At 64.2% G+C, this 19,854-nt stretch carries 12 protein-coding genes and 1 pseudogene; all 13 read left to right on the top strand.

Going from position 1 to position 19,854, the window contains the following annotated elements:
• Nucleotides 1–69 precede the first annotated feature (69 nt).
• The gene (locus tag QF040_RS27450; protein WP_176661952.1) at nt 70–582 is read left to right on the top strand and encodes an Hcp family type VI secretion system effector; all 513 of its coding nucleotides are present in this window, start codon (nt 70–72) and stop codon (nt 580–582) included.
• Between the two features lie 109 nt (nt 583–691).
• The gene (gene tssE / locus QF040_RS27455; protein ID WP_013543887.1) at nt 692–1,183 is read left to right on the top strand and encodes a type VI secretion system baseplate subunit TssE; all 492 of its coding nucleotides are present in this window, start codon (nt 692–694) and stop codon (nt 1,181–1,183) included.
• A gap of 11 nt (nt 1,184–1,194) precedes the next feature.
• Nucleotides 1,195–3,045 carry a type VI secretion system baseplate subunit TssF gene (tssF, locus tag QF040_RS27460; protein WP_429613616.1) on the top strand — a complete coding sequence of 617 codons (1,851 nt, stop codon included), beginning with the start codon at nt 1,195–1,197 and terminating at the stop codon, nt 3,043–3,045.
• A complete protein-coding gene (tssG, locus tag QF040_RS27465; protein WP_429613617.1) occupies nt 3,009–4,130 on the top strand; it encodes a type VI secretion system baseplate subunit TssG in 1,122 nt (373 codons plus the stop codon). The genes tssF and tssG overlap by 37 nt, the downstream gene beginning before the upstream one ends.
• 61 nt (nt 4,131–4,191) lie before the next feature.
• On the top strand, nt 4,192–6,912 hold the full coding sequence (gene tssH / locus QF040_RS27470; protein ID WP_429613618.1) for a type VI secretion system ATPase TssH: 2,721 nt from the start codon (nt 4,192–4,194) through the stop codon (nt 6,910–6,912).
• 74 nt (nt 6,913–6,986) lie between these two features.
• Nucleotides 6,987–8,984: pseudogene (locus tag QF040_RS27475) on the top strand (type VI secretion system Vgr family protein); the annotation flags it as partial.
• Between the two features lie 220 nt (nt 8,985–9,204).
• Nucleotides 9,205–9,792, top strand: coding sequence for a DUF2345 domain-containing protein (locus QF040_RS27480; RefSeq protein ID WP_429614699.1), 588 nt, complete (start codon nt 9,205–9,207; stop codon nt 9,790–9,792).
• Between the two features lie 19 nt (nt 9,793–9,811).
• On the top strand, nt 9,812–10,711 hold the full coding sequence (locus QF040_RS27485; RefSeq protein WP_429613619.1) for a hypothetical protein: 900 nt from the start codon (nt 9,812–9,814) through the stop codon (nt 10,709–10,711).
• Complete coding sequence (locus QF040_RS27490; RefSeq protein ID WP_429613620.1) at nt 10,704–13,991, top strand: T6SS effector BTH_I2691 family protein; 3,288 nt, start codon at nt 10,704–10,706, stop codon at nt 13,989–13,991. The genes QF040_RS27485 and QF040_RS27490 overlap by 8 nt, the downstream gene beginning before the upstream one ends.
• Nucleotides 13,992–14,042: 51 nt before the next feature.
• Complete coding sequence (locus tag QF040_RS27495; protein ID WP_429613621.1) at nt 14,043–16,964, top strand: type VI secretion system Vgr family protein; 2,922 nt, start codon at nt 14,043–14,045, stop codon at nt 16,962–16,964.
• Nucleotides 16,961–18,646, top strand: coding sequence for a hypothetical protein (locus QF040_RS27500; protein WP_429613622.1), 1,686 nt, complete (start codon nt 16,961–16,963; stop codon nt 18,644–18,646). Before QF040_RS27495 ends, QF040_RS27500 begins: the two co-directional genes overlap by 4 nt.
• Nucleotides 18,643–19,665, top strand: a complete 1,023-nt coding sequence (locus QF040_RS27505) for a PoNe immunity protein domain-containing protein (protein WP_429613623.1) — start codon at nt 18,643–18,645, stop codon at nt 19,663–19,665. The genes QF040_RS27500 and QF040_RS27505 overlap by 4 nt, the downstream gene beginning before the upstream one ends.
• Nucleotides 19,666–19,709: 44 nt before the next feature.
• Complete coding sequence (locus QF040_RS27510; RefSeq protein WP_429613624.1) at nt 19,710–19,835, top strand: hypothetical protein; 126 nt, start codon at nt 19,710–19,712, stop codon at nt 19,833–19,835.
• Nucleotides 19,836–19,854 lie beyond the last annotated feature (19 nt).

The raw sequence follows: 19,854 nt of genomic DNA on the forward strand, positions 1-19,854 counted from the left end.
GCCGAGGGGCTGCGCATCAACACGTTAACTGTCAGTCAATCAGCCAATCAATCAAGAAGGGGAAGAAACATGAAGGATATCTACGTCAAGTTCGGCAGCCCGGCCATCAACGGCGAGTCGCAGGACAAGGACCACAAGGACTGGGTCGAGGTCAGCTCCTGGCAGCACAGCATCGTGCAGCCGCGTTCGGCCACTGCATCGACCGCCGGCGGCCATACCGCCGAGCGCTGCGAGCACGGCGAAATGATCTTCACCAAGGACATGGACGTGGTGAGCCCGCTGCTGTATCAGCACGCGTCGGGCGGCACCACCTTCGACGAGGTGACGGTGCAGTTCTATCGCGCCGACGGCGAAGGCAAGCGCGTGCAGTACATGGAGATCAAGCTCAAGTACGTGCTGATCGCCAGCGTGAACCCGAAGGTCGTGAGCACCGACGTGGCCAGCGTGCCGAGCGAGACCTTCTCGCTGAAGTACGCCGCCGTGCAGTGGAAGTACACGCAGCAAAAAATCGGCGGCAACCAGGGCGGCAATTCGCAAGGCGCCTGGAGCCTCACCAAGAACGACAAGACCTACTCGGTCTGACGCCCTTCGGGCCATGTCGACCGCGGCGCGAGGGCCGCGGTTTCTTTTTGGCGCCGCCCATCACGCGCGGCGCCCATGCCCGATATCCAAAGCACGAGGCGAGAGACCCATGAATGGATTCGAACCGGGCTTGCTCGACAAACTCTTCGATGACGACTGGCGCGGGCCGGCTTCGCCGGTGCTCAGGCACCTGTCGCTCGAAGAAGTCAAGAACATGGTCGCGCGCGATCTCGAATCCCTGCTCAACACGCGCATGGTCTTCAACGACGCGAAGCTCGAGTCGTTTCCCGAGTGCCGTCGTTCCGTCATGACCTACGGCCTGAGCGACTTCTCGGGCCTGAGCCTCGCGAGCCACTACGACCGCTCGTTCATCTGCCGCTCGCTGGAGCAGGCCATTGCCCGCCACGAGTCGCGGCTGCGCGACGTCGTCGTGACGCTCGAGGTCGACGGCCAGACCAGCACCAACATGCTCTATTTCGGAATCACCGCCCTGCTCGTGCTGCCCGAGCTTGCCGAACCGGTGAACTTCGACGCGATGCTGCAGCCCACGACGCTGCAGTACTCGATCACACGCGGCACCGGCAAAAGCCGCTCTGCCTGAAGCGCCACGCCATGGATGAATTGCTGCCCTTCTACGAACGAGAGCTCGCCTTCCTGCGCGGCTACTCGCAAGAGTTCGCCAAGGGTTACCCGAAGATCGCGGCGCGCCTGGCCATCTCCGCCGACAGCAGCGAGGACCCGCACGTCGAGCGGATGATCCAGTCGTTCGCGCTGCTCACCGCCCGCATCAGCAAGAAGCTGGACGACGACTACCCCGAGCTCACCGAAGCGCTGCTCGAGGTGCTGTATCCGCACTATCTGCGGCCCTTTCCTTCGTGCTCCATCGCGCAGTTCGATGCCGGCGGCGCGGCGCTCGCGAAGCTGAGCAAGCCCGTCACCATCGCGCGCGGGACCGAGCTCACCTCGCAGCCGGTGCGCGGCGGCGCGTGCCGTTTCCGCAGCGTCTACGACGTGACGCTGGCAGCCGTGCAGGTGTCCAACGTGGTGTTCCATTCGGTGGTGAATGCGCCCGCGCATGCCTCGCTGCCGCGCAACGCCACGGGCTGCCTCTCGGTCACCCTCGAAGCCACCGGCGAGCAGAAATCGCTCGGCACGCTCGCGCTCACCATGGCGCGCCTGCGCACCTTCATCGATGCCGAGCCCTCGCTCGCCACCGCGCTGGCCGATGTGATCTTCCTGAAGACGGCCGCCGTTTTCGTGGAGCCCGAGCGCAGCGGCAAATGGACGCAGGTGCAGGGCGAGGCGCTGCATCCGGTCGGCTTCGACGAGGCCCATGCGCTCATCGAACTGCCGCCGCGTTCGCACCCGGCCTATCGCTTGTTGAGCGAGTACTTCGCGTTCCCCGAGAAGTTCAACTTCGTCGACATCGACCTGGCGAACGCGCTGCGCCACATCGGCTCTTGCCGCGCGATCACGCTGCACCTCGTGATGACCGGCGTGCGCGCCGATTCGCCCACGGCGCGTTTGCTCGAAGGCGTGTCCAGCCGCAACCTGCGCCTGGGCTGCACGCCCGTCATCAACCTCTTCAAGCAGCGCAGCGATCCGATCCGCGTGACGCACGCCGCGGCCGCATACCCGGTGGTGGCCGATGCGCGCCGGGCCTTCGGCTTTGAGGTCTACAGCATCGACTCGGTCAAGCTCGTGAAGCAGACCGCCGACGGCGATGCCTACATCGAATTCCGGCCCTTCTATTCGCTGCACCACGGCGAGCATCCGAAGGAGGCCGAGCACTACTGGTTCGCGCGGCGCAACGAGCTGGTGGCGCAGCGCAGCCCGGGCTACGAGACCGAGCTCTCGATCGTCGACATCGATTTCCAGCCTTCGCTGCCGCAAACGGAAACGCTGAGCATCGACCTCACCTGCACCAACCGCGACCTGCCGCATTCGCTGGCCTTCGGCCTGCCGGGCGGCGACCTCTTCATCGAGGGCAACTCGGTGGCGCGCTCGATCCGCATGCTGCGCCGCCCGACGCAGACGCTGCGCATGCCGCGCGGCAAGGGCGTGCAGTGGCGGCTGGTGTCGCACCTGTCGCTCAACCACCTGTCGCTGGCCACCAGCGGATTGCCGGCGCTCAAGGAGATGCTGCGCCTGTACGACCTCGGCCGATCCGCCGTGTCGGCGCGGCAGATCGAGGCCATCACCGGCATCGACCAGCAGGCCACCACGCAGTGGCTGCCAGGCAAGCCCTTCGCCACCTTCGTGCGCGGCATCGAACTCAAGCTCACGGTCGACGAGGCCGGCTTCGTCGGCAGCAGCCTGCAGGCCTTTGCGCGCGTGATGGATCATTTCTTCGGTCTCTATGTGCACCTGAACAGCTTCACCCAGTTGGTGATCGTTTCGGCGCGCGACAAGGAGGAGCTGGTGCGATGCAAACCCCGCAGCGGCGAATCGATCCTGCTGTAGCCGACCGGCTGCTGCGCGAACCGTACCGCTTCGAATTCTTCCAGGCGGTGCGGCTGCTCGAGCTCGTGCTGCTCAAGCGGCAGGAGCGCGACGTGCACCATCGCCTTGTGCCCGGCGAGCGCATGGTGCCGCGCTGGCTGCGCTTTCGCAGCTCGACGAGCCTCACCTTTCCACCCAGCGAGATCGAGGCGCTGGCGGTGCGCGATGCGGTGGGCCAATTGGTGTCGAGCGCCGAACTGTGCGAGCCGCCCGTGCAGGGCGAAGACGCGCATGGCCTCGGCCGCATCGAGCTCACGCCCGCCTCCTTCGGCATGCTCGGCGTGTCGGGCGCATTGCCCATCGTCTACACCGAGATGCTGATGCGCCGGGAGCAACACCTGCGCGACAGCTCGGCGCGCGCGTTCCTCGACGTGTTCACCAACCGCGCGACCGCGCTCTTCTATGCGGCCTGGCGCAAGTACCGCCTGCCGCTGCACTACGAGCACGAGCGCAGCCGCGCCTACCTTCCGGTGCTGCTGTCGATGGCGGGGCTGGAGCACACGGCCCAGCGCGATCCGCTCACCGACGGCACGGGCACGGTGTTCGACGAAACCGTGGCCGGCTACGCCGCGGCGGTGCGGCATCGGCCGATGTCGGCGGCTTATCTGCAGCGCGTGCTGTCCGATTACTTCCGCAGCAACATCCGCATCGAGCAGTTCCTGGGCAAGTGGTACGACATGCCCGTGCAGCAGCGCTCGCGCCTGGGCGAGGGCAATGTGAGCCTCGGGCAGAACGCGATGGCGGGCGAGCGCATCTGGCAGCGCGACCTGCGCATCCGCCTGTGGATCGGCCCGCTCAAGCGCAGCGCGCTGCGCGAATTCTTTCCGGGCCGCGCGCATGCGAAGGCGCTCGAAAAAATGCTGGCGCTGCTCGCTGGCGTGACCTGCGAGTACGAGGTGCGCCTGATCCTGGCTCGCGAGGAAGTCGCCGCCGTGCAGCTGAGCGACGACGGCGGCAGCCACCTCGGGTGGGACAGCTTCATTGCCACCGGCGAGGCCGAGAGCGACCGCAGCGACACCCAGTACGAACTCCAGCCCCTGCAGTAGTGCAGCAGCAACTGGCAGCGACCTTTCAACGAAGAAGACCGACAGAAGACAACCACCGTTCATGAGCACATCGCTGAAAACACTGATCACCAAGCTCAACGGCAGCGCACGCATGGCCACGCAGCGCGCGGCCAACCTGTGCCTGGCCAACGGCCATTACGAAGTGGACCTGGAGCACCTGTTCCTGGCGCTGCTGGAGCAGACCGACAACGACCTCGCGCGCGTGCTGCGCGCCAACCGCATCAGCGCAACCGCGATCCAGTCGGACCTGGAGCGCGAGATCCAGACCTTCAAGAACGGCAACACGCGCACGCCGGTGTTCTCGCAGCACCTGCAGCAACTGTTCCAGCAGGCGTGGCTGCTCGCCTCGCTCGATGCGCACGTGGCGCAGATCCGCTCGGGCCACCTGCTGCTCGCGCTCTTGACCGAGCCCGACCTCGCGCAACTCGCGCAGCGCGGCTCGCCGCTCTTCGCGAAGATCCGCCTCGAAGATTTGAAGCACGACTTCGACAAGCTCACCGACGGTTCGAGCGAAGCGGCCGAAGCCGGCGCCTCGGGCGGTGCGGCCACCGAAGGCGATGCGCAGCAAGCGCCGGCCGATGCGTTGGCCGCGGGCGTGCCGGGCAAGACACCCGCGCTCGACCAGTTCACCACCAACCTCACGCAGCGCGCGAAAGACGGTGCGCTCGACCCGGTGATCGGCCGCGACACCGAGATCCGCCAGGTCATCGACATCCTGATGCGCCGGCGCCAGAACAACCCCATCCTCACAGGCGAGGCCGGCGTCGGAAAAACGGCGGTGGTCGAGGGGTTGGCGTTGCGCATCGCGGCGCAGGACGTGCCCGAGTCGCTGCGCGCCGTGGCGCTGCACACGCTGGACATGGGCCTGCTGCAGGCCGGCGCGAGCGTGAAGGGCGAGTTCGAGAACCGCCTGAAGAACGTGATCGCAGAAGTGAAGAAGAGCCCGCATCCGATCGTGCTCTTCATCGACGAGGCCCACACCATGATCGGCGCGGGCGGCCAGGCCGGGCAGAGCGACGCGGCCAACCTGCTCAAGCCCGCGCTCGCACGCGGCGAGCTGCGCACCATCGCCGCCACCACCTGGGGCGAGTACAAGAAATACTTCGAGAAGGACGCGGCGCTCGCGCGGCGCTTCCAGGTCGTGAAGGTCGAAGAGCCCAGCGAAACGCTGGCTGCCGCCATGCTGCGCGGCATGGTGCCGCTGATGGAGAAGCACTTCAACATCCGCGTGCTCGACGAAGCGATCACCGAGGCGGTGCGCCTGTCGCATCGCTACATCAGTGGACGCCAGTTGCCCGACAAGGCGGTGAGCGTGCTCGACACCGCGTGCGCGAAAGTGGCGCTCGGCCAGAGCGCGACGCCGGCACTCATCGAGGAAGCGAACCGCGGCCTCGAACGCATCGAGGCCGAGAGCGCTGCGCTGGTGCGCGACACCGCGGCTGGCGGACGCCATGAAGTGCGACTCGCCGAACTGGCGGAAAGGAAGAGCGCGCTGCAGGCCGAGCTTGCTGCGAGCCAGCAGCGCCTGACCGAAGAGACCGCGCTGGTCGAACGCATCCGCGCGCTGCGTGCGCAACGCGACGAGTCGGCTGCACAGCCCGAGGCTGCACCCGCAGAGAAGGCACCCGCACGTGCCGCGAGCCGCAAGAAATCCGCGACCAGTGCGGACCCCCAACGCGACCAGCTCGACGCCCTGCTCGCCGAACTGCGCGCCCTGCAAGGCACCACGCCGATGGTGCCGCTGCAGGTCGACGGGCACGTCGTCGCCGAGATCGTCTCGGCCTGGACCGGCGTGCCGCTGGGCCGCATGGTCAAGGACGAGATCAAGACCGTGCGCGCCCTGGACACGCTGCTGGCCGAACGCGTGATCGGCCAGGACCACGCGCTCGCCGCCGTGGCCCAGCGCGTGCGCACCGCGAGCGCGCGCCTGGAAGACCCCAACAAGCCGCGCGGCGTGTTCATGTTCGTCGGCCCCTCGGGCGTCGGCAAGACCGAGACCGCGCTGGCGCTCGCCGACATCCTCTACGGCGGCGAGAAGAAGCTCATCACCATCAACATGAGCGAGTACCAGGAGGCGCACAGCGTCTCGGGCCTGAAGGGCTCGCCGCCCGGCTACGTGGGCTATGGCGAAGGCGGCGTGCTGACCGAAGCCGTGCGCCGCCAGCCCTACAGCGTCGTGCTGCTCGACGAAGTCGAGAAGGCGCACCCCGACGTGCTGGAGATGTTCTTCCAGGTGTTCGACAAAGGGATGATGGACGACGCCGAGGGGCGCGAGATCGACTTTCGCAACACGCTGATCATCCTCACCTCGAACATCGGTTCGTCGCAGATCATGCAGGCGTGCCTGAACAAGGCCGACGACGAGCGCCCCGCACCCGACGCGCTGGCCGAGGCGCTGCGCCCCGTGCTCATGAAGGCCTTCAAGCCGGCCTTCCTCGGCCGCATGAAAGTGGCGCCGTTCTATCCGATCACCGATGCGGTGCTCGAGCAGATCATCGCGCTGAAGCTCGGCCGCATCCGCGACCGCATCGCGACCAATCACAAGGCGGTGTTCGAGTGGGACGACGCGCTGGTGGAAGCCGTGCTTGCGCGCTGCACCGAGGTCGATTCGGGCGCGCGCAACGTCGATCACATCCTGAACGGCACGCTCTTGCCCGAGATCGCGGAAGCGGTGCTCACTCGCATGGCGGACGAGACGCCGCTCGCGAAGATCAAGGCCAGCTGCGCCAAGAGCGGCGAGTTCCGCTACAGGATCACCTAGGCGCTGCGGCGGTTCGGGTCAAAGGGAGAACCAGAGACATGACGGACTTCAATTCGGCTTCGCTCGGCGCGCAGATGCGTGCGGGTGCGACGCAGCAGGATCGCCTGCTGGTGCTGCACACGCCGCTGGGTGCCAACAAGCTGTTGGCCGAACGCCTGGACGGTGTGGAGTCTTTGGACGATGGCGGCTTCCGCTTCGAACTCACCGCGTTGAGTGACGACGCGAACATCGAACTCAAGACCCTCATGGGCCAAGGCGTGCGCCTCGATCTGCAGACCGCACAGAGCCGCACTGACCTCCGCCCCTTCCACGGCCACGTGACCGAGGCCGAGTGCATCTCGAGCAATGGCGGCATGGCCCGTTATCGCATCGTCATCGAACCTTGGCTCGCATTCCTGCGCCACCGCCAGGACAGCTGCCTCTTCCAGCACCAGAGCGTGTTCGACATCGTCGATGCCGTGTTCGCGCGGTATCAAAGCCAGGGCAAGCTGGCCGTGCAATGGCGCTGGGAGATTGCCCAGCGCGACATCTATCCCGTGCGCGGCATCACCACGCAGTACCACGAGAGCGACTTCGATTTTGTTTCGCGGCTGCTGGCCGAAGAAGGCCTGTACTACTGGTTCGAACATGCGACAGGCAAGGACGGCAGCCTCGGTAGCCACACCCTCGTCATCGCGGACCACAACGGCGCCTTCCGCGCGAACACGCAAGCCACTATCCGCTTCCACCGCGCCGATGCGAGCGAGCGCGAAGACACCATCCAGCAATGGCGAGGCAGCCGCCAGCTGCAGACCAACAGCCTGGCGCAGCAAAGCTGGGACTACAAGAGCGTGAGCGCGAGGCCCGTGCAGCAGCAAAGCCGCGGCGCAGGCCACCGCACCCTGCAATGGAGCGACGACCCCGGTGCCTACGGTTGGGAGACCTCCGCGCAGGGCGAACGCCTCCTGTCCAACGCCCTGCAAGCCCTCGAACTGCGCAACAAGCGCTTCGAAGGCCAGAGCGCCGTGCGCACGCTGGCACCTGCCACCACCTTCACCCTGACCGGCCACGAGCAGCATGACAAGGACAGCGAAGAGGACCGCCGCTTCGCGGTGCTGGCCGTGCGCCACATCGCGCGCAACAACTTCGACGAAGCCTTGAAGGCCGGTGTCGGTGAGCGGCTCGGACTGCCCGACATCGCCAGCGTGTTCGATGCATCGGAGGACAGCGGCAATGCCGCAGCCAAGCCCGACACCGTCACTCACTACCGCAACGACTTCACGACAGTGCGCGCGGCCATTCCCTATCGCCCGCTGAGCATCGACGGCCACGGCCAGCGCATCCACCTCAAGCCCAGCGTGCACGGCAGCCAGAGCGCCATCGTCATCGGCACGGGCGAGAACGCCCCCGTGCACACCGACCGCGACCACCGCGTCAAGGTGCAGTTCCACTGGCAGCGCGGCAGCAGCGCCAGCGCAAGACAGCCCCGCCCCGACGGACAGGACAACGCCCCTGCGGCGGATCGATTGGGCGCCTGGGTCCGCGTGGCCGCCAGCGCGGCCGGCGACAACTGGGGCCAGGTCACCCTGCCGCGCGTGGGGCAGGAGGTGCTGGTCGAATTCCACCATGGCGACATCGACCGCCCCGTCGTCGTTGCGGCCCTCTACAACGGTGCTGGGCAGATCGATGCCCAGCACAACGAGAAGTCTGCGGGTGCGGCCCAATCGACCGGCAATGCGCCAGCGTGGTTCGCGGGCGAGGGCAAGGACGCCAAGGAGCATGCGCACAACGCTGTGTTCTCGGGCATCAAGACCCAGGAGCTGAGTGCGAGCCAGGGCGGCGACGGCGGCTACAACCAACTCGTCTTCGACGACACGCCCGGGCAGGGCAGCGCGAGCCTGGCGACAACGCAGGCGCAGAGCCGGCTGCACCTGGGGCATCACAAGCAGCAGGACGACAACGCGCGCGGCAAGGCGCGGGGGCATGGAGCAGAACTCGCCACGACCGCGCAGGGTGCGATCCGCGCAGGTGCAGGCCTGCTCGTGAGCGCCCACGCCCAGCAGAACGCCAAGGGTGCGTTCATGGCCAGCCGCGAGGCGCAGCAGCAGACGAAGCAGGCCGAAGAACTCGCGACCTCGCTGGCCAAGAGCGCGCAGACGCAGAAGGCGCAGATCAAGGGCGAAGAGGCACCGGACAAGCTGCCCGCCATCGAGGCGCTCAAGCACGTGGCAGAGGTGCTCGGGGCGACGCAGGAAGGCAGCGCAACGGCAAGCGAAGCAAACGGCAGCGGCGGCGACATCAAGGCCACCGAAGGTGGCCAAGGCAGCGTCACCGCCTACAGCGAGCCGCACCTGCAGTTCAGCGCGCCGATGGGCATCGGCTTCGTCACGCCGAAGGAGGCGATTGCCGTCAGCGGCAAGAAACACCGCCATCGTCGCCAACCAGGACATCGACCTGCCCGCTCAGGGGCAGATCGCGGTCAGCGTGGCCAAGGGGGTGAGCATCTACACCCTGGGTGCCAAGGCTGCAGAAGGCGCCGAGCCCAATCAGGAGCGCGGCATCACGCTGCACGCAGCCAGCGGCAGCGTGACGCTGCAGAGCCAGAAGGGCGCGACCAAGATCGCCGCCGACAAGAAGGTGACGATCGCCAGTACGACGAAGAACGTCGATGTCGAAGCACCCAAACACGTGCTGCTGACCAGCGCCGGGGCGTACATCAAGCTGGAAGGCTCGAGCATCAAGATCCATGCGCCGGGGAAGGTGACGTTCAGGGGGATGCACAACTTCGTGGGGCCGCAGGCAACGCAGGCCAGCAGCGGCCTGCCCCAAGGCGACTACAAGGGCTGCATCCTCAAGGCGCAAAGCGCCGCCGCGGCGCAAGCCGGTACGGTCTCGCTGTGACGACAGGTTGAACGTAACGATGAACAGCGACATTGTGGATCGAACGATCAACGACTTCCTGAGCCAGATCCAGGAAGACGCGGCCATGAGGCTGTGGGTGGTGGTCGATCCGACGTTCTGCCCGGAAGGCGTGGACGTGTTCACCGACCAATGGATCAGCCTGGCGCATGCATGTCATCAGCCCGCCATTTCCGGCTATGAGATGACTTCGCGGAACTGCCCGCTCTGGCTCGGCGCCGACCTGACCACGGAGGCGGGTCGGACTCTGATCCAGCAGACCTTGGAGCATGCGTTGAGCGAGTTGCTGCCGTCCGAGCTCATGCACGGGCGTGGACGGCGCGTTTGCGGCTGGGTGTCCGCCGTCGACGGCGCCGCCGCCGCCGCCAACATGGCGCGGCTGCTGGTCCAGCGGCGGACCGCTGGGCATCGAACGCTGGTGCGCCTGCACGACCCCGCCGTGCTCTGGACGGTATGGCCGGCTCTCCACGCGACCCAGCGGCGAGCGTGGATGCGTGCCTCCCAACACTGGTGGCTGCTCAAGCCGAACGCCGAATTGATGGCGCTGCACATGCAACTGGAGGCGCCGGTGCCAACCATCCCGACCACCGCCGGTTCCCACTGGGCGTCGTTGGAGTTGCAGGATGAACAGTGGGACGAGATCGATGCGGTGACGTCGTTCAACACGGCGATGCGTGATTGGCTGACCCATTGCGAGAATTCCGATGCCGGCGACGGCGCGCAGGACGCCGGCGGTCTGGATGCGTTGCGCGATCGCGCGCTGGCTGCCTTGCGGCACGCCCGCCGCTCCGGCATCGACGACGCGGACGCGCAAGTCACGGTTGCTTTCGACGCCATGAAGACGTTCCACGACACCGCGCTGTCGCGACTCCCCATAACTGAGCGAATCGACCATGGCTGATCCCCTCTGCTCCCAATGTCTTGCCACCGGACTCGCCGTACTGCCGGTGCGGCAGACGCTGTTGCCCAAGAGATTTATGGTGGACCGGAACGTGGGCGACGAGTCGAAGATCCAATGGGACGAACTCCCACCAATCCTGCAGATGCCGCCGTGGGCCGATTGCAAGTGGCAGGGCGAGAACTTCGGCGATAACGCGCAGCCGGGGTTGCGAGTGATGCGCGGCGGCTATCTGTACGTGCATTACCCCAGTGCGCGCACGACCATCTATGGCGTGCGCGGCCAATGGGAGGTCTACACCGTCAACCATTCCGGTACGTTTTCGCTGAGCGAACCAGGGCTGCCCAAGTCGCCGCTCAGCATCGAGGAGGAGGGCAAGACGCCGTGCTCGCGCTGCGGCGGCGCCCCTCAGACGAAGCTGGGCTACATCACCATTCCGCAGCCCGAGGAATGCACCGAGGCCTACCTCGCGTTCAGCGAGCATCCCTGGAGCACTGCGACACGGCGCCGGATCGAAGGCGACCCGGCGAGCCGGATGAAGCGGATCAATCCCCAGCGGATCCACGCCGAAAACGGCGAAGGGTCGGCGGGTGCAGGGTGGGCCAATGCCAGCCTGTTCGAAATCAAGAAGGTGCTGGAGTACTGCCCCGAGGTCAACTACCGGATCTTGGAGAACGTGTGGGCGCAGATCGATCTTCGCGAGGAGATCGTCCCGCAGGCGAAGACCACCACCCCTTTTCATGAGTTGACTCCGCACTCGCGAAGCGGCATCTCCAAGGATCCCAAGCTCTGCGGCTTGCACGATGCCAATGTGCTGCGCAGATGGCACTCGGTCTTCGCTTCGGTGTTTCGATACACGAATGTCGAGACAGATACGAGGAAGTACGCCAACAACTCGTTCGAGACACCCACGGACCAAGGCAGCGACTGGTCCAAGAGCATCGTCGCCAACTACCTGCAGCCCATGTCCCAGCGCAGCAAGACGCACCCCGGCATTTTGCTGGCGCTCGACGATCCGCTGGGCGTGGCCTACGAGTTGAACGGCTGCCTCAACCAGCTCCAGTCCTTCCGCATGCAGTACGAAACGCAGCGGCGCGCGGAAGTCCAGGCCGCCTATGCCATCGAGGAGTTGCCCGCGACGGTGGCATACAAGGAAAGCAACAGGCAACTGACGAAAAAGGAGCTCGACCAGCGCAAGCTCGGGCCCAACGCGCACGTCGAACCCGTCGACGTGCCGGTCGTCTATGGCTATGAAGCGAAGACCGGTATGCAGTACGTGAGGGAAGAAGCGCGCACCGACTACCACGTGATCCAGTCGCCGCGGGATGCGCTCGAAGAGGCAAGGCGCGGCGGTCTGCTCGGCGCCAAGATGTACGACGCGAAGAAAGATGGTTCGTACAAGAACCGGGTCATCCAGAAAAGCCGCGAGCCGATGACCGAGACTGAATACGCGCAGCGCAAGCCTTATCTGGCAGCGGACGCCAAGACCAGGACTGTGACGATCGGCGGAGGCGACTACACCTACGATGGCATCTCGACCAGCGAGCCGGAGACGCACTACATCGTCGAGCAGTCGGATGCTTCGGCGTTGCAGGAGGCGAGCCGTCCCGGCCCGCTGATGACGAAAGTGCTGGACGACCGCATCTGGTCATGGTCCGACTTTCACGACACGGCGGATTACTTCCAGGAGGTCGACTGGACCCGGTTCAATGCCTTCAAGATCAATTACAAGGCTTTCATCGACGACCAGAAGAGCCTGGTCGACGAGCGTTGCAAGGTGTTGGCCAGATGGCTGCAGTACGAAGGGCTTTACCCGGTGCTGGACGACTACGACCCCGATGTCGGTGCCGAATGCCTCGCGTGCGCCGAGGTGCTCGAATGCCTGCTCGAAGGGATCGACGCCAGCGATGACGGCATGGCACTCTATGCGCAATGGGCGGAACTGAAGATAGACGGCAAGAAGAACCTGCTCGTGCGGCTTCTGAGTTGTGGCCTCAAGCAGGAGGAGGTGCATGTCACGTCGGTGCTCAAGGCCGCCTATGAGCACCGCGACACCGACTTCGACGATGTGAGCAAGGTCAACCCCTGGACGCAGCACATGAAGGCGCCGCTCAACCTTTACCGGGCGCAGATCGGCATCCATGTGTCCAACACCTGGTCAGCGGAGGACAAGGGGGATCAGCGCATCACCGTGCCCAAGACTGGCACCAAGGTCAAGCCTGTGCAGCCCAAGGTCAATGCGCAGCGCTTCGAGGCCTGGGAGACGCTGGGCGGCGGCGGTCGGCGCGGGCACAGCACCAAATGGTGGGGGCGCGACTACATGCTCTTCAAGTGGATCGGCTTCAACCGCAGGGTAGACAAGCTCGGCGCGAACATCATCTATCGCTATCTGCTCGACGGACGGTGCAGCGATCCATTCATCGATGAGGCATTGAAGAAGAACACGATTTTCGGCCTGAAGACCGAGCACGACCGCCTGATCGAGAACACGCGAATCAACAACAAGCTCAGCAGGGCACTGCGCGAATCCGCCGCGTGGCATGGCATGAAGAACACCTCCGTCAACGCTGGCGCAGAGCGGCAAAAGGAACTGACGTCTCGCGGCGCGGGCCTGTCTGTCATCGTCGGCAGTGCCGAGTTCTTTCGCCTCATGTATCTGCTGAACATCGCGCGCCAGGAGGGACTGGACAACTGGGTCCTGAACCGCCAGATACTGGCCTGCACGTCGGTCATTGCGCAATGCACATTCGACGTGGCCGCGCAGGTGGCACGGGCGCGCGAATTGGTCGACAAGGTGCACGTGCCGTTTTCTTCGGCCGCATATTGCCGATACAAGGTGGGCTCCGGCATCTTTGCGGGCATCGCCTCGGGTTTTGCCGTTTGGAACGACGTCGGCAACCTGCAGAAGGAAAGCGAGATGGGGGTGCGAAGGGCGGTGCTCTGGTGCAAGCTCGGCGTGGACATCATGCAGGCCAGCGCTAGCCTGTATGTGGCGGCGACCTTCAGCGCCCGCATCGCCGGCGCGGCGGCGATGTGCACCGCGCTCGCGGAATTCGGCGCCATGCGCATTCTGGGCATGATGCTTGGCCCCTGGGGCATTCTTCTTTCCGTCCTGATCGAAGTCATCCTATGGCGCGCATCGGACGACGAAGTCGAAAACTGGATCGAGAAAAGTGCCTTCGGCGAGGCCGACACACGGTTGCAGGACTGGCTCGACCACCCCGACAAGCAGCTGGACGAACTGGGCAAGGCCCTGTACGCCGCGGGCTACAGGATCGAGTGACCTCATGCAGCCGCACATTCATTCCAAAAAATATGAGGGAGTCCTACTGTCATGACCAACGGGACATTGGGTGCACTGACCACAGCGCAGTTGTCGCAGAAGGCCAGGCTCATTCGCTTGGCGCAGCCCCGAGGTAGCGCGAGCATCGACGATGCCGTCGTCGTCGAACGCTTCACCGCCACCGAAGGCATCAACGAACTCTTCGCCTTCACCATCGACACCCTCGCCACGTCGAGCGAGTTCGATCCCTTCGCGCTGATCGGCGAGGAGCTGAGCCTGCGCCTCCTGCTCGCCAATGGCAGCTTCCGCACCTGGCACGGCTACCTCACGGCCGTCGACGCGCTGGGCGGCGACGGCGGCCTTGCGCGCTACCGGCTGCACCTGCAGCCCTGGCTCGCCGCGCTGGGCCTTCGCCGCGACAGCTTCGTGTACGCCGCCAAGAGCGTGCAGGACATCGTGAGCGAGGTGTTCGCCGACCACACCACCGCCAGCTTCACCTTCGAAGTCACGCAAGAGCTGCCCGTGCGGCCGACCTGCGTGCAGTACCGCGAATCGGACCTCGCCTTCGTGATGCGTCTGCTCACGGAGGAGGGCTTGAGCTTTCGCTTCGAGCACGAGCAGACGAAAGATGGCGAGAGCGGCGGCGCCAATAACAACAGCAACAACAACACGACGCCATCGCACCATCGCCTGGTGATCTTCGACCGCGAAGCGAAGTCGCCCGATTGCGCACTGCCCGAGATCCGCTTCCACCGCGTCGACGCCACCGAGCAGCAGGACGCGATCACCGCCTGGAGCAGCAAGCGCCAGCTCGTCAGCAACGCCGTCACGGTGAACGCGTGGGATGCCAGCGTGCTGCAGGCGCCCACCGGTTCGACGCAGAGCGCGCTGGCGATGGGCGACGTGCCTGTGCTGGAGCACTACGACGGCGCGGGCTCGCAGCGCTACGCCAACAACGCCGCCGCCGCGCGGCGCGCCGAGAACCAACTCGTGGCGTTCGAGTCGCGCATCAAGCGCTTCAGCGCTGGAAGCAGCGTGCGTCAGCTGGGCGCCGGCGAGCGCTTCACGCTCACGCAGCACGACCGCTACGAAGGCCAGAAATTCGTCACGCTGCGCGTGTGCCACGAAGCCGCCAACAACCTCGGCGCGCAGGCCGCGCAGGTGCTCGAGGCCGGCGAGCTCGAGAAGGGCAGCTATCGCAACAGCTTCGAGGCGCAGCCAGCCGAAGCGCAGATCGCGCCGATCTGGCGGCCCAAGCCGACGGCGCCCGAAGCGATGGTTGCGCTCGTGGTCGGCGCGGATGACGACGAGGCGCCGACCGCCGTTCACACGCAGCGCGATCACCGCGTGCAGGTGCGTTTTCATTGGCAGTCGCAGCGCGCGACAACGCAACAGGGCTCAAGCCAAAGCGGGCAGGGCAGTCTTGTCGCCGCAGGCCGGCATGCGAGCAACCGCCAGTCGGTGTGGCTGCGCGTGGCCGCGCCGGTGGCCGGGCCGAACTGGGGCGCGCACCATCTGCCGCGCGTCGGCTCGGAGGTGCTCGTGTCGTTCATCGAAGGCGACATCGACCGTCCCGTGGTGAGCCAACAGCTCTACAACGGACAGGATCTGCCGCCCTGGTCCGCCGGCACCGATTCGTCGGCCAACCACGCGGGCGTGCTCTCGGGCTGGCACAGCCGTGCGCTCGATGGCAGCGGCTACAACCAGTGGATCGCGGACGACGCACCTGGGCAAGTGCGCACGCGGCTTGCCAGTTCGCATGCGGCGAGCCAGCTGAACCTGGGGCAACTCAATGCGCAATCGCCCGACGAGAGCAATCGCGGTGCGTGGCGCGGCAGCGGTGCCGAGCTGCGCTCGGATGCATGGGTCGTCACGCGCGCGGGTGAAGGGCTGTTGATCTCGACGCTGGCGCAGGAGCGGGCCGCTGGCAGTGTGCAGGACACTGCGAGCGTGCGCGGTCAGTTGGCCGGTGCGCTGCGCGAGGCGCAGAACCTGTCGGACGCAGCCGGTGGCGCCAAGGCACTGGCATTGAATGCGACGGCATTGCTGCAACCGCTCATCGACGACATCGATCCGCAGAAGAACGGGCACTACCCCGGCAGCGTCAATGGTCAGGACGCGAAGGAGCCCAAGGGCGGCGAGGGGGCGGACTCGCGTCAAGGCCAAGACCCGGTGCCGGCCTTTGCGCGGCCGCTCATGGTGCTGGACGCGAACATGAGCCTGAACATGGCCACGCCCGCGAGCGCGACGGTGTATGCGGGCGAGGCGATCCACTGGACCGCGAAGGAGCAGGCGCACATGGCGGCGGGCAAGACGGTGAGTTTTGCGGCGGGCAAATCGGTGGGGCTGTACAGCCACGAAGGCGGCATCCAGGTCATCGCGCAGGAAGGGCCGGTGAGCGTGCAGGCGCATACCGATGAACTCGAATGGCTGGCCAAGGAAGGCTTCACGGTCACGAGCAGCAATGACGAGATTCACGTGCTGGCCAAACAGAAGATCACGCTCAAGGGCGGGCAGACGAGCATCGAGCTGGATGGGGCGAACATCACGTTGAAGATGCCGGGGCTCTTGGATGTGAAGGGGGCGACGAAGAGTTTCGTGGGGCCGAAGGGGAGTCCAGCGGAGCTGCCGTACTTGCCGTTCGGAGCCGTCGGTGACCCGAAGTATTTCATCGAGTTGAACTATCACTACGACGATCTGACGCCGATCGCGAATGCGCCGTACAAGGTGCGCTTCAAAGCCGGCGCCGTTTTTACAGGTTCTTTGGACTCCAAGGGGTTCGCACGGATCGATGGAGTCCCCAACCAGGAATACGTCGTTGAGTATGGCGAGGATCCCAAAGCTTGGGAGTCGCCTCCGCTCGAGACTCCAGAGTGGGACGATCCAGCGAAAAAATCGGAAGGCGAACAACTCGTCGAAGCGGAACGACAACGCCGTGGGATCGAGCAAACGGCGGCAGGAGTTACATCATGACGACCCAGAGCATCGTCGACGACATCGTCGACTGGTTGAAGGCATTGATTCTTGGGGACTTCGTCGAAGAACAACCTATTTCCGCGCAGATCGTGGGCGGCGCGATCGCCCTGATTCCAGTCGTTCAACAGGTCATGAATGCGCGAGATATCTCAGGTGTTCTTTTTCACATCAACCGCAAGGGCGGTTTTGCTGCCGCTGAAAAGTCGGACTACATGAACCTCGGCTTTGCTGCAATTGCAGTGATTCCTGAGGTTGGCAGTGTTTTCAAGATGGTGTTCAAGCCGTTGTGGAAAGAGCGGCGACTCGCCGGCCCCGCGCTGCGATCCGGATTGGACATGCTGGAGCGCATGCTCGGAATGGCGAAGGGTGGTGCAGTCAAATGGATCAAGGCGCTTGAGTGGGGCACGCTGACACGCGATGCAATTGCGCGGGCCAATGCGGCGGTGGACGCCATGGAGCAGATGCTCGTGTACCTTTCCGCGCCCCACTGGTGGGTTCCAGATCGTTTGGCGAGCGTTGCCAGGGACGCGTTGCCAGGGGTTCAATCCATGCGAGGGAAGATATCGGGCCCATTGACGGAAGGAGTTAACGCAGTTCGGGATTTCGTGAACCAACTGGTGGGCGAAGACACAGCTGCTGTCTTGACTGCCATTGCTTCCGCTGTGCCATCCACGTCGTCGCGTCCGCGCGGCGCTGCGGAAGCACGGGCCAGAGCGAACCATGCGCACGATGAAAAAAAGGCGACGGCGCCTCCTCCTGTGCAAGCGCATCCAAAGACGGGCGACAAGCCAACCCAATCGGTGGATACGGGCCACGCAAATAACGGGACCAAGACAACTCAGCCGACCCAGAGCGTCCTCGCGAAAGTGACGCAGACGATCCAAGGCATCGTTGGTGAACACATCGTGGATTACCACTGCTTAGAAGGCAAGGCGTGGGGAACGGGCTGGAGTCTTCATGACAAAGGGGGCGCAGGCCGTTGGGCAGTGAGTCCTCTACGAGACTTGATCTCACCTGGAAAATTAAATGACGGAACCCACTTGGTTCAGCTTGCGCTGCAGGGGCCTCGAGGGCGGGGCATCGATGGTGTCTGGCGAAAGAAAGCCACAGGGCCACAAAAGTATGCGGTTGTGGAAGCCAAGTGCTACATGACGCCGACGACGAGCTTGAAGGCGATGCTCGACGACGTGTATGACAAAGATGAACTACAGACCTATCGAGACGACACTCGGGCGGCTAAGCAGGCCGCAAAGGCGGGTGCTGGACGTGGCAAACGAAAACGAGGTGGTAGCGCTGAACCGGCCGTCAGCGGAGAGCAAGCTCTTTCGCCTGCGAAGACAACAACTCCGCAAAAACCGGAAAAAAATGTAATGCAAATGAGCCACGTTTGGATCGGACAACGAATCAAGGAGGAATATGGAAAAGGCGTACGTAATGACATGCAGATCAAATTTGGCACGAGTCCAAATTACTCACGTCACGTAATGATGGTTTCGATACCTCAGGTCGCTAAGCACTATGCGGCGATCGAAAAAGCCCTTACAAGTGACGCTGGCCTTGACCCGGATGAGCATCGTGATCACACGATTACGAGAGAGTTCGGTGATGCCCAACTCAACGCTGAAGAGCGCCGTCGTAGCGCACAAAATACGGGATCTCTCGGAATGTCGGCACCATGATTAATTCGCCCCATCTTCCCTTTCACCTCTGTCGGCGTCAGCAGTTTTTAGATGAAAGTTATTACCTGTTCTTGAAGGAGTTTGATGTCACTCACACGATGAAGGACATAGAGCACGCACTCCTCCATGGCAACTTGTCGGACGAGATGCGCTGGCTCGAACATCTTCGCAAAGCAGACGAGCTGTATGAAATGATGTCGAGGGACTACACCGCTGGTCAGCCGATTGGGGAGTTGCGTGAACAGTTCGGCGCTATTGTTCAGGCATACAAGGAAGCTGCCTATTTCAATCGCGTCTACGAAAAAGAGCCAGCGATGCCGCTCTTTGACTTCAAGCACAAGGACGACTACGTGCGAGTGGTGGCGCTCTTGTCTCTAGCCATTCTTCTGCATCGCGAAGATTTGATTCCCTCTGTTCACTCGTTGTTCAAGGGAGGGGCGCCCGACGAAAACGATGCATTGATAGAGGACTTCCTCGGAAAGTATTTGCCGGATCGCCCTTACCTCGAGACGGGGTACCACGAGATACCTTACGGTATCTTGCTCGATGCCACAGCTGAAACGCCTATGGAAGAAAAGCAAGAGGACATCGGGCTCTTCCTCAAGGCGTGGTATCTCGGCATGAAGGGAACGGGTTGGTACAACAGCCACAAGAAACAGTCGCCTGACGGCGCTGGCGGTTACTTTGGCTATTGGGCATTCGAAGCAGCGACCGTCGCCTATCTCTACGACGTGGACGACGCGCCATTCCGTGAACATCTGGTCTACCCAAAGGATCTCGCGGATTTTGCGCGGTCGATGCCACGGTTGACGGTGGAGATCGCTTCCAAACAAGAGCGAGTGCATCTGCGTGGTATTGGCGGCGAACCCTGTCCTCAAGCGGGCTGGTGGTTCACGCCTGCCCTGACCGGCAGTCGCCGTTATTTCAAGCAGGATGAAGTAATGCCTGTTATCGAAGGCAGTGACTACGGCTCGACGTTCTGGCAATGGGACGTTGATCAGTCTGCGCCGAAACTCTGAGATATCGGGCAAGCCGACAGAGCCCGAAGGCGATGTTCTCGCGCATGGCTGCACCAGCGGCCGGGCCGAACCAGTGGATCGCGGACGATGCGCCCGGGCTGGTGCGCACACGGCGTGCGAGTTCGCATGTGGCGATCCTTGTGCTGGCCCGCGCGCGAGATGACGACTAAGGAAAACCGAGAGGTCACG

Source organism: Variovorax sp. W2I14, from assembly GCF_050435205.1.
GTDB lineage: Bacteria > Pseudomonadota > Gammaproteobacteria > Burkholderiales > Burkholderiaceae_C > Variovorax > Variovorax paradoxus_C.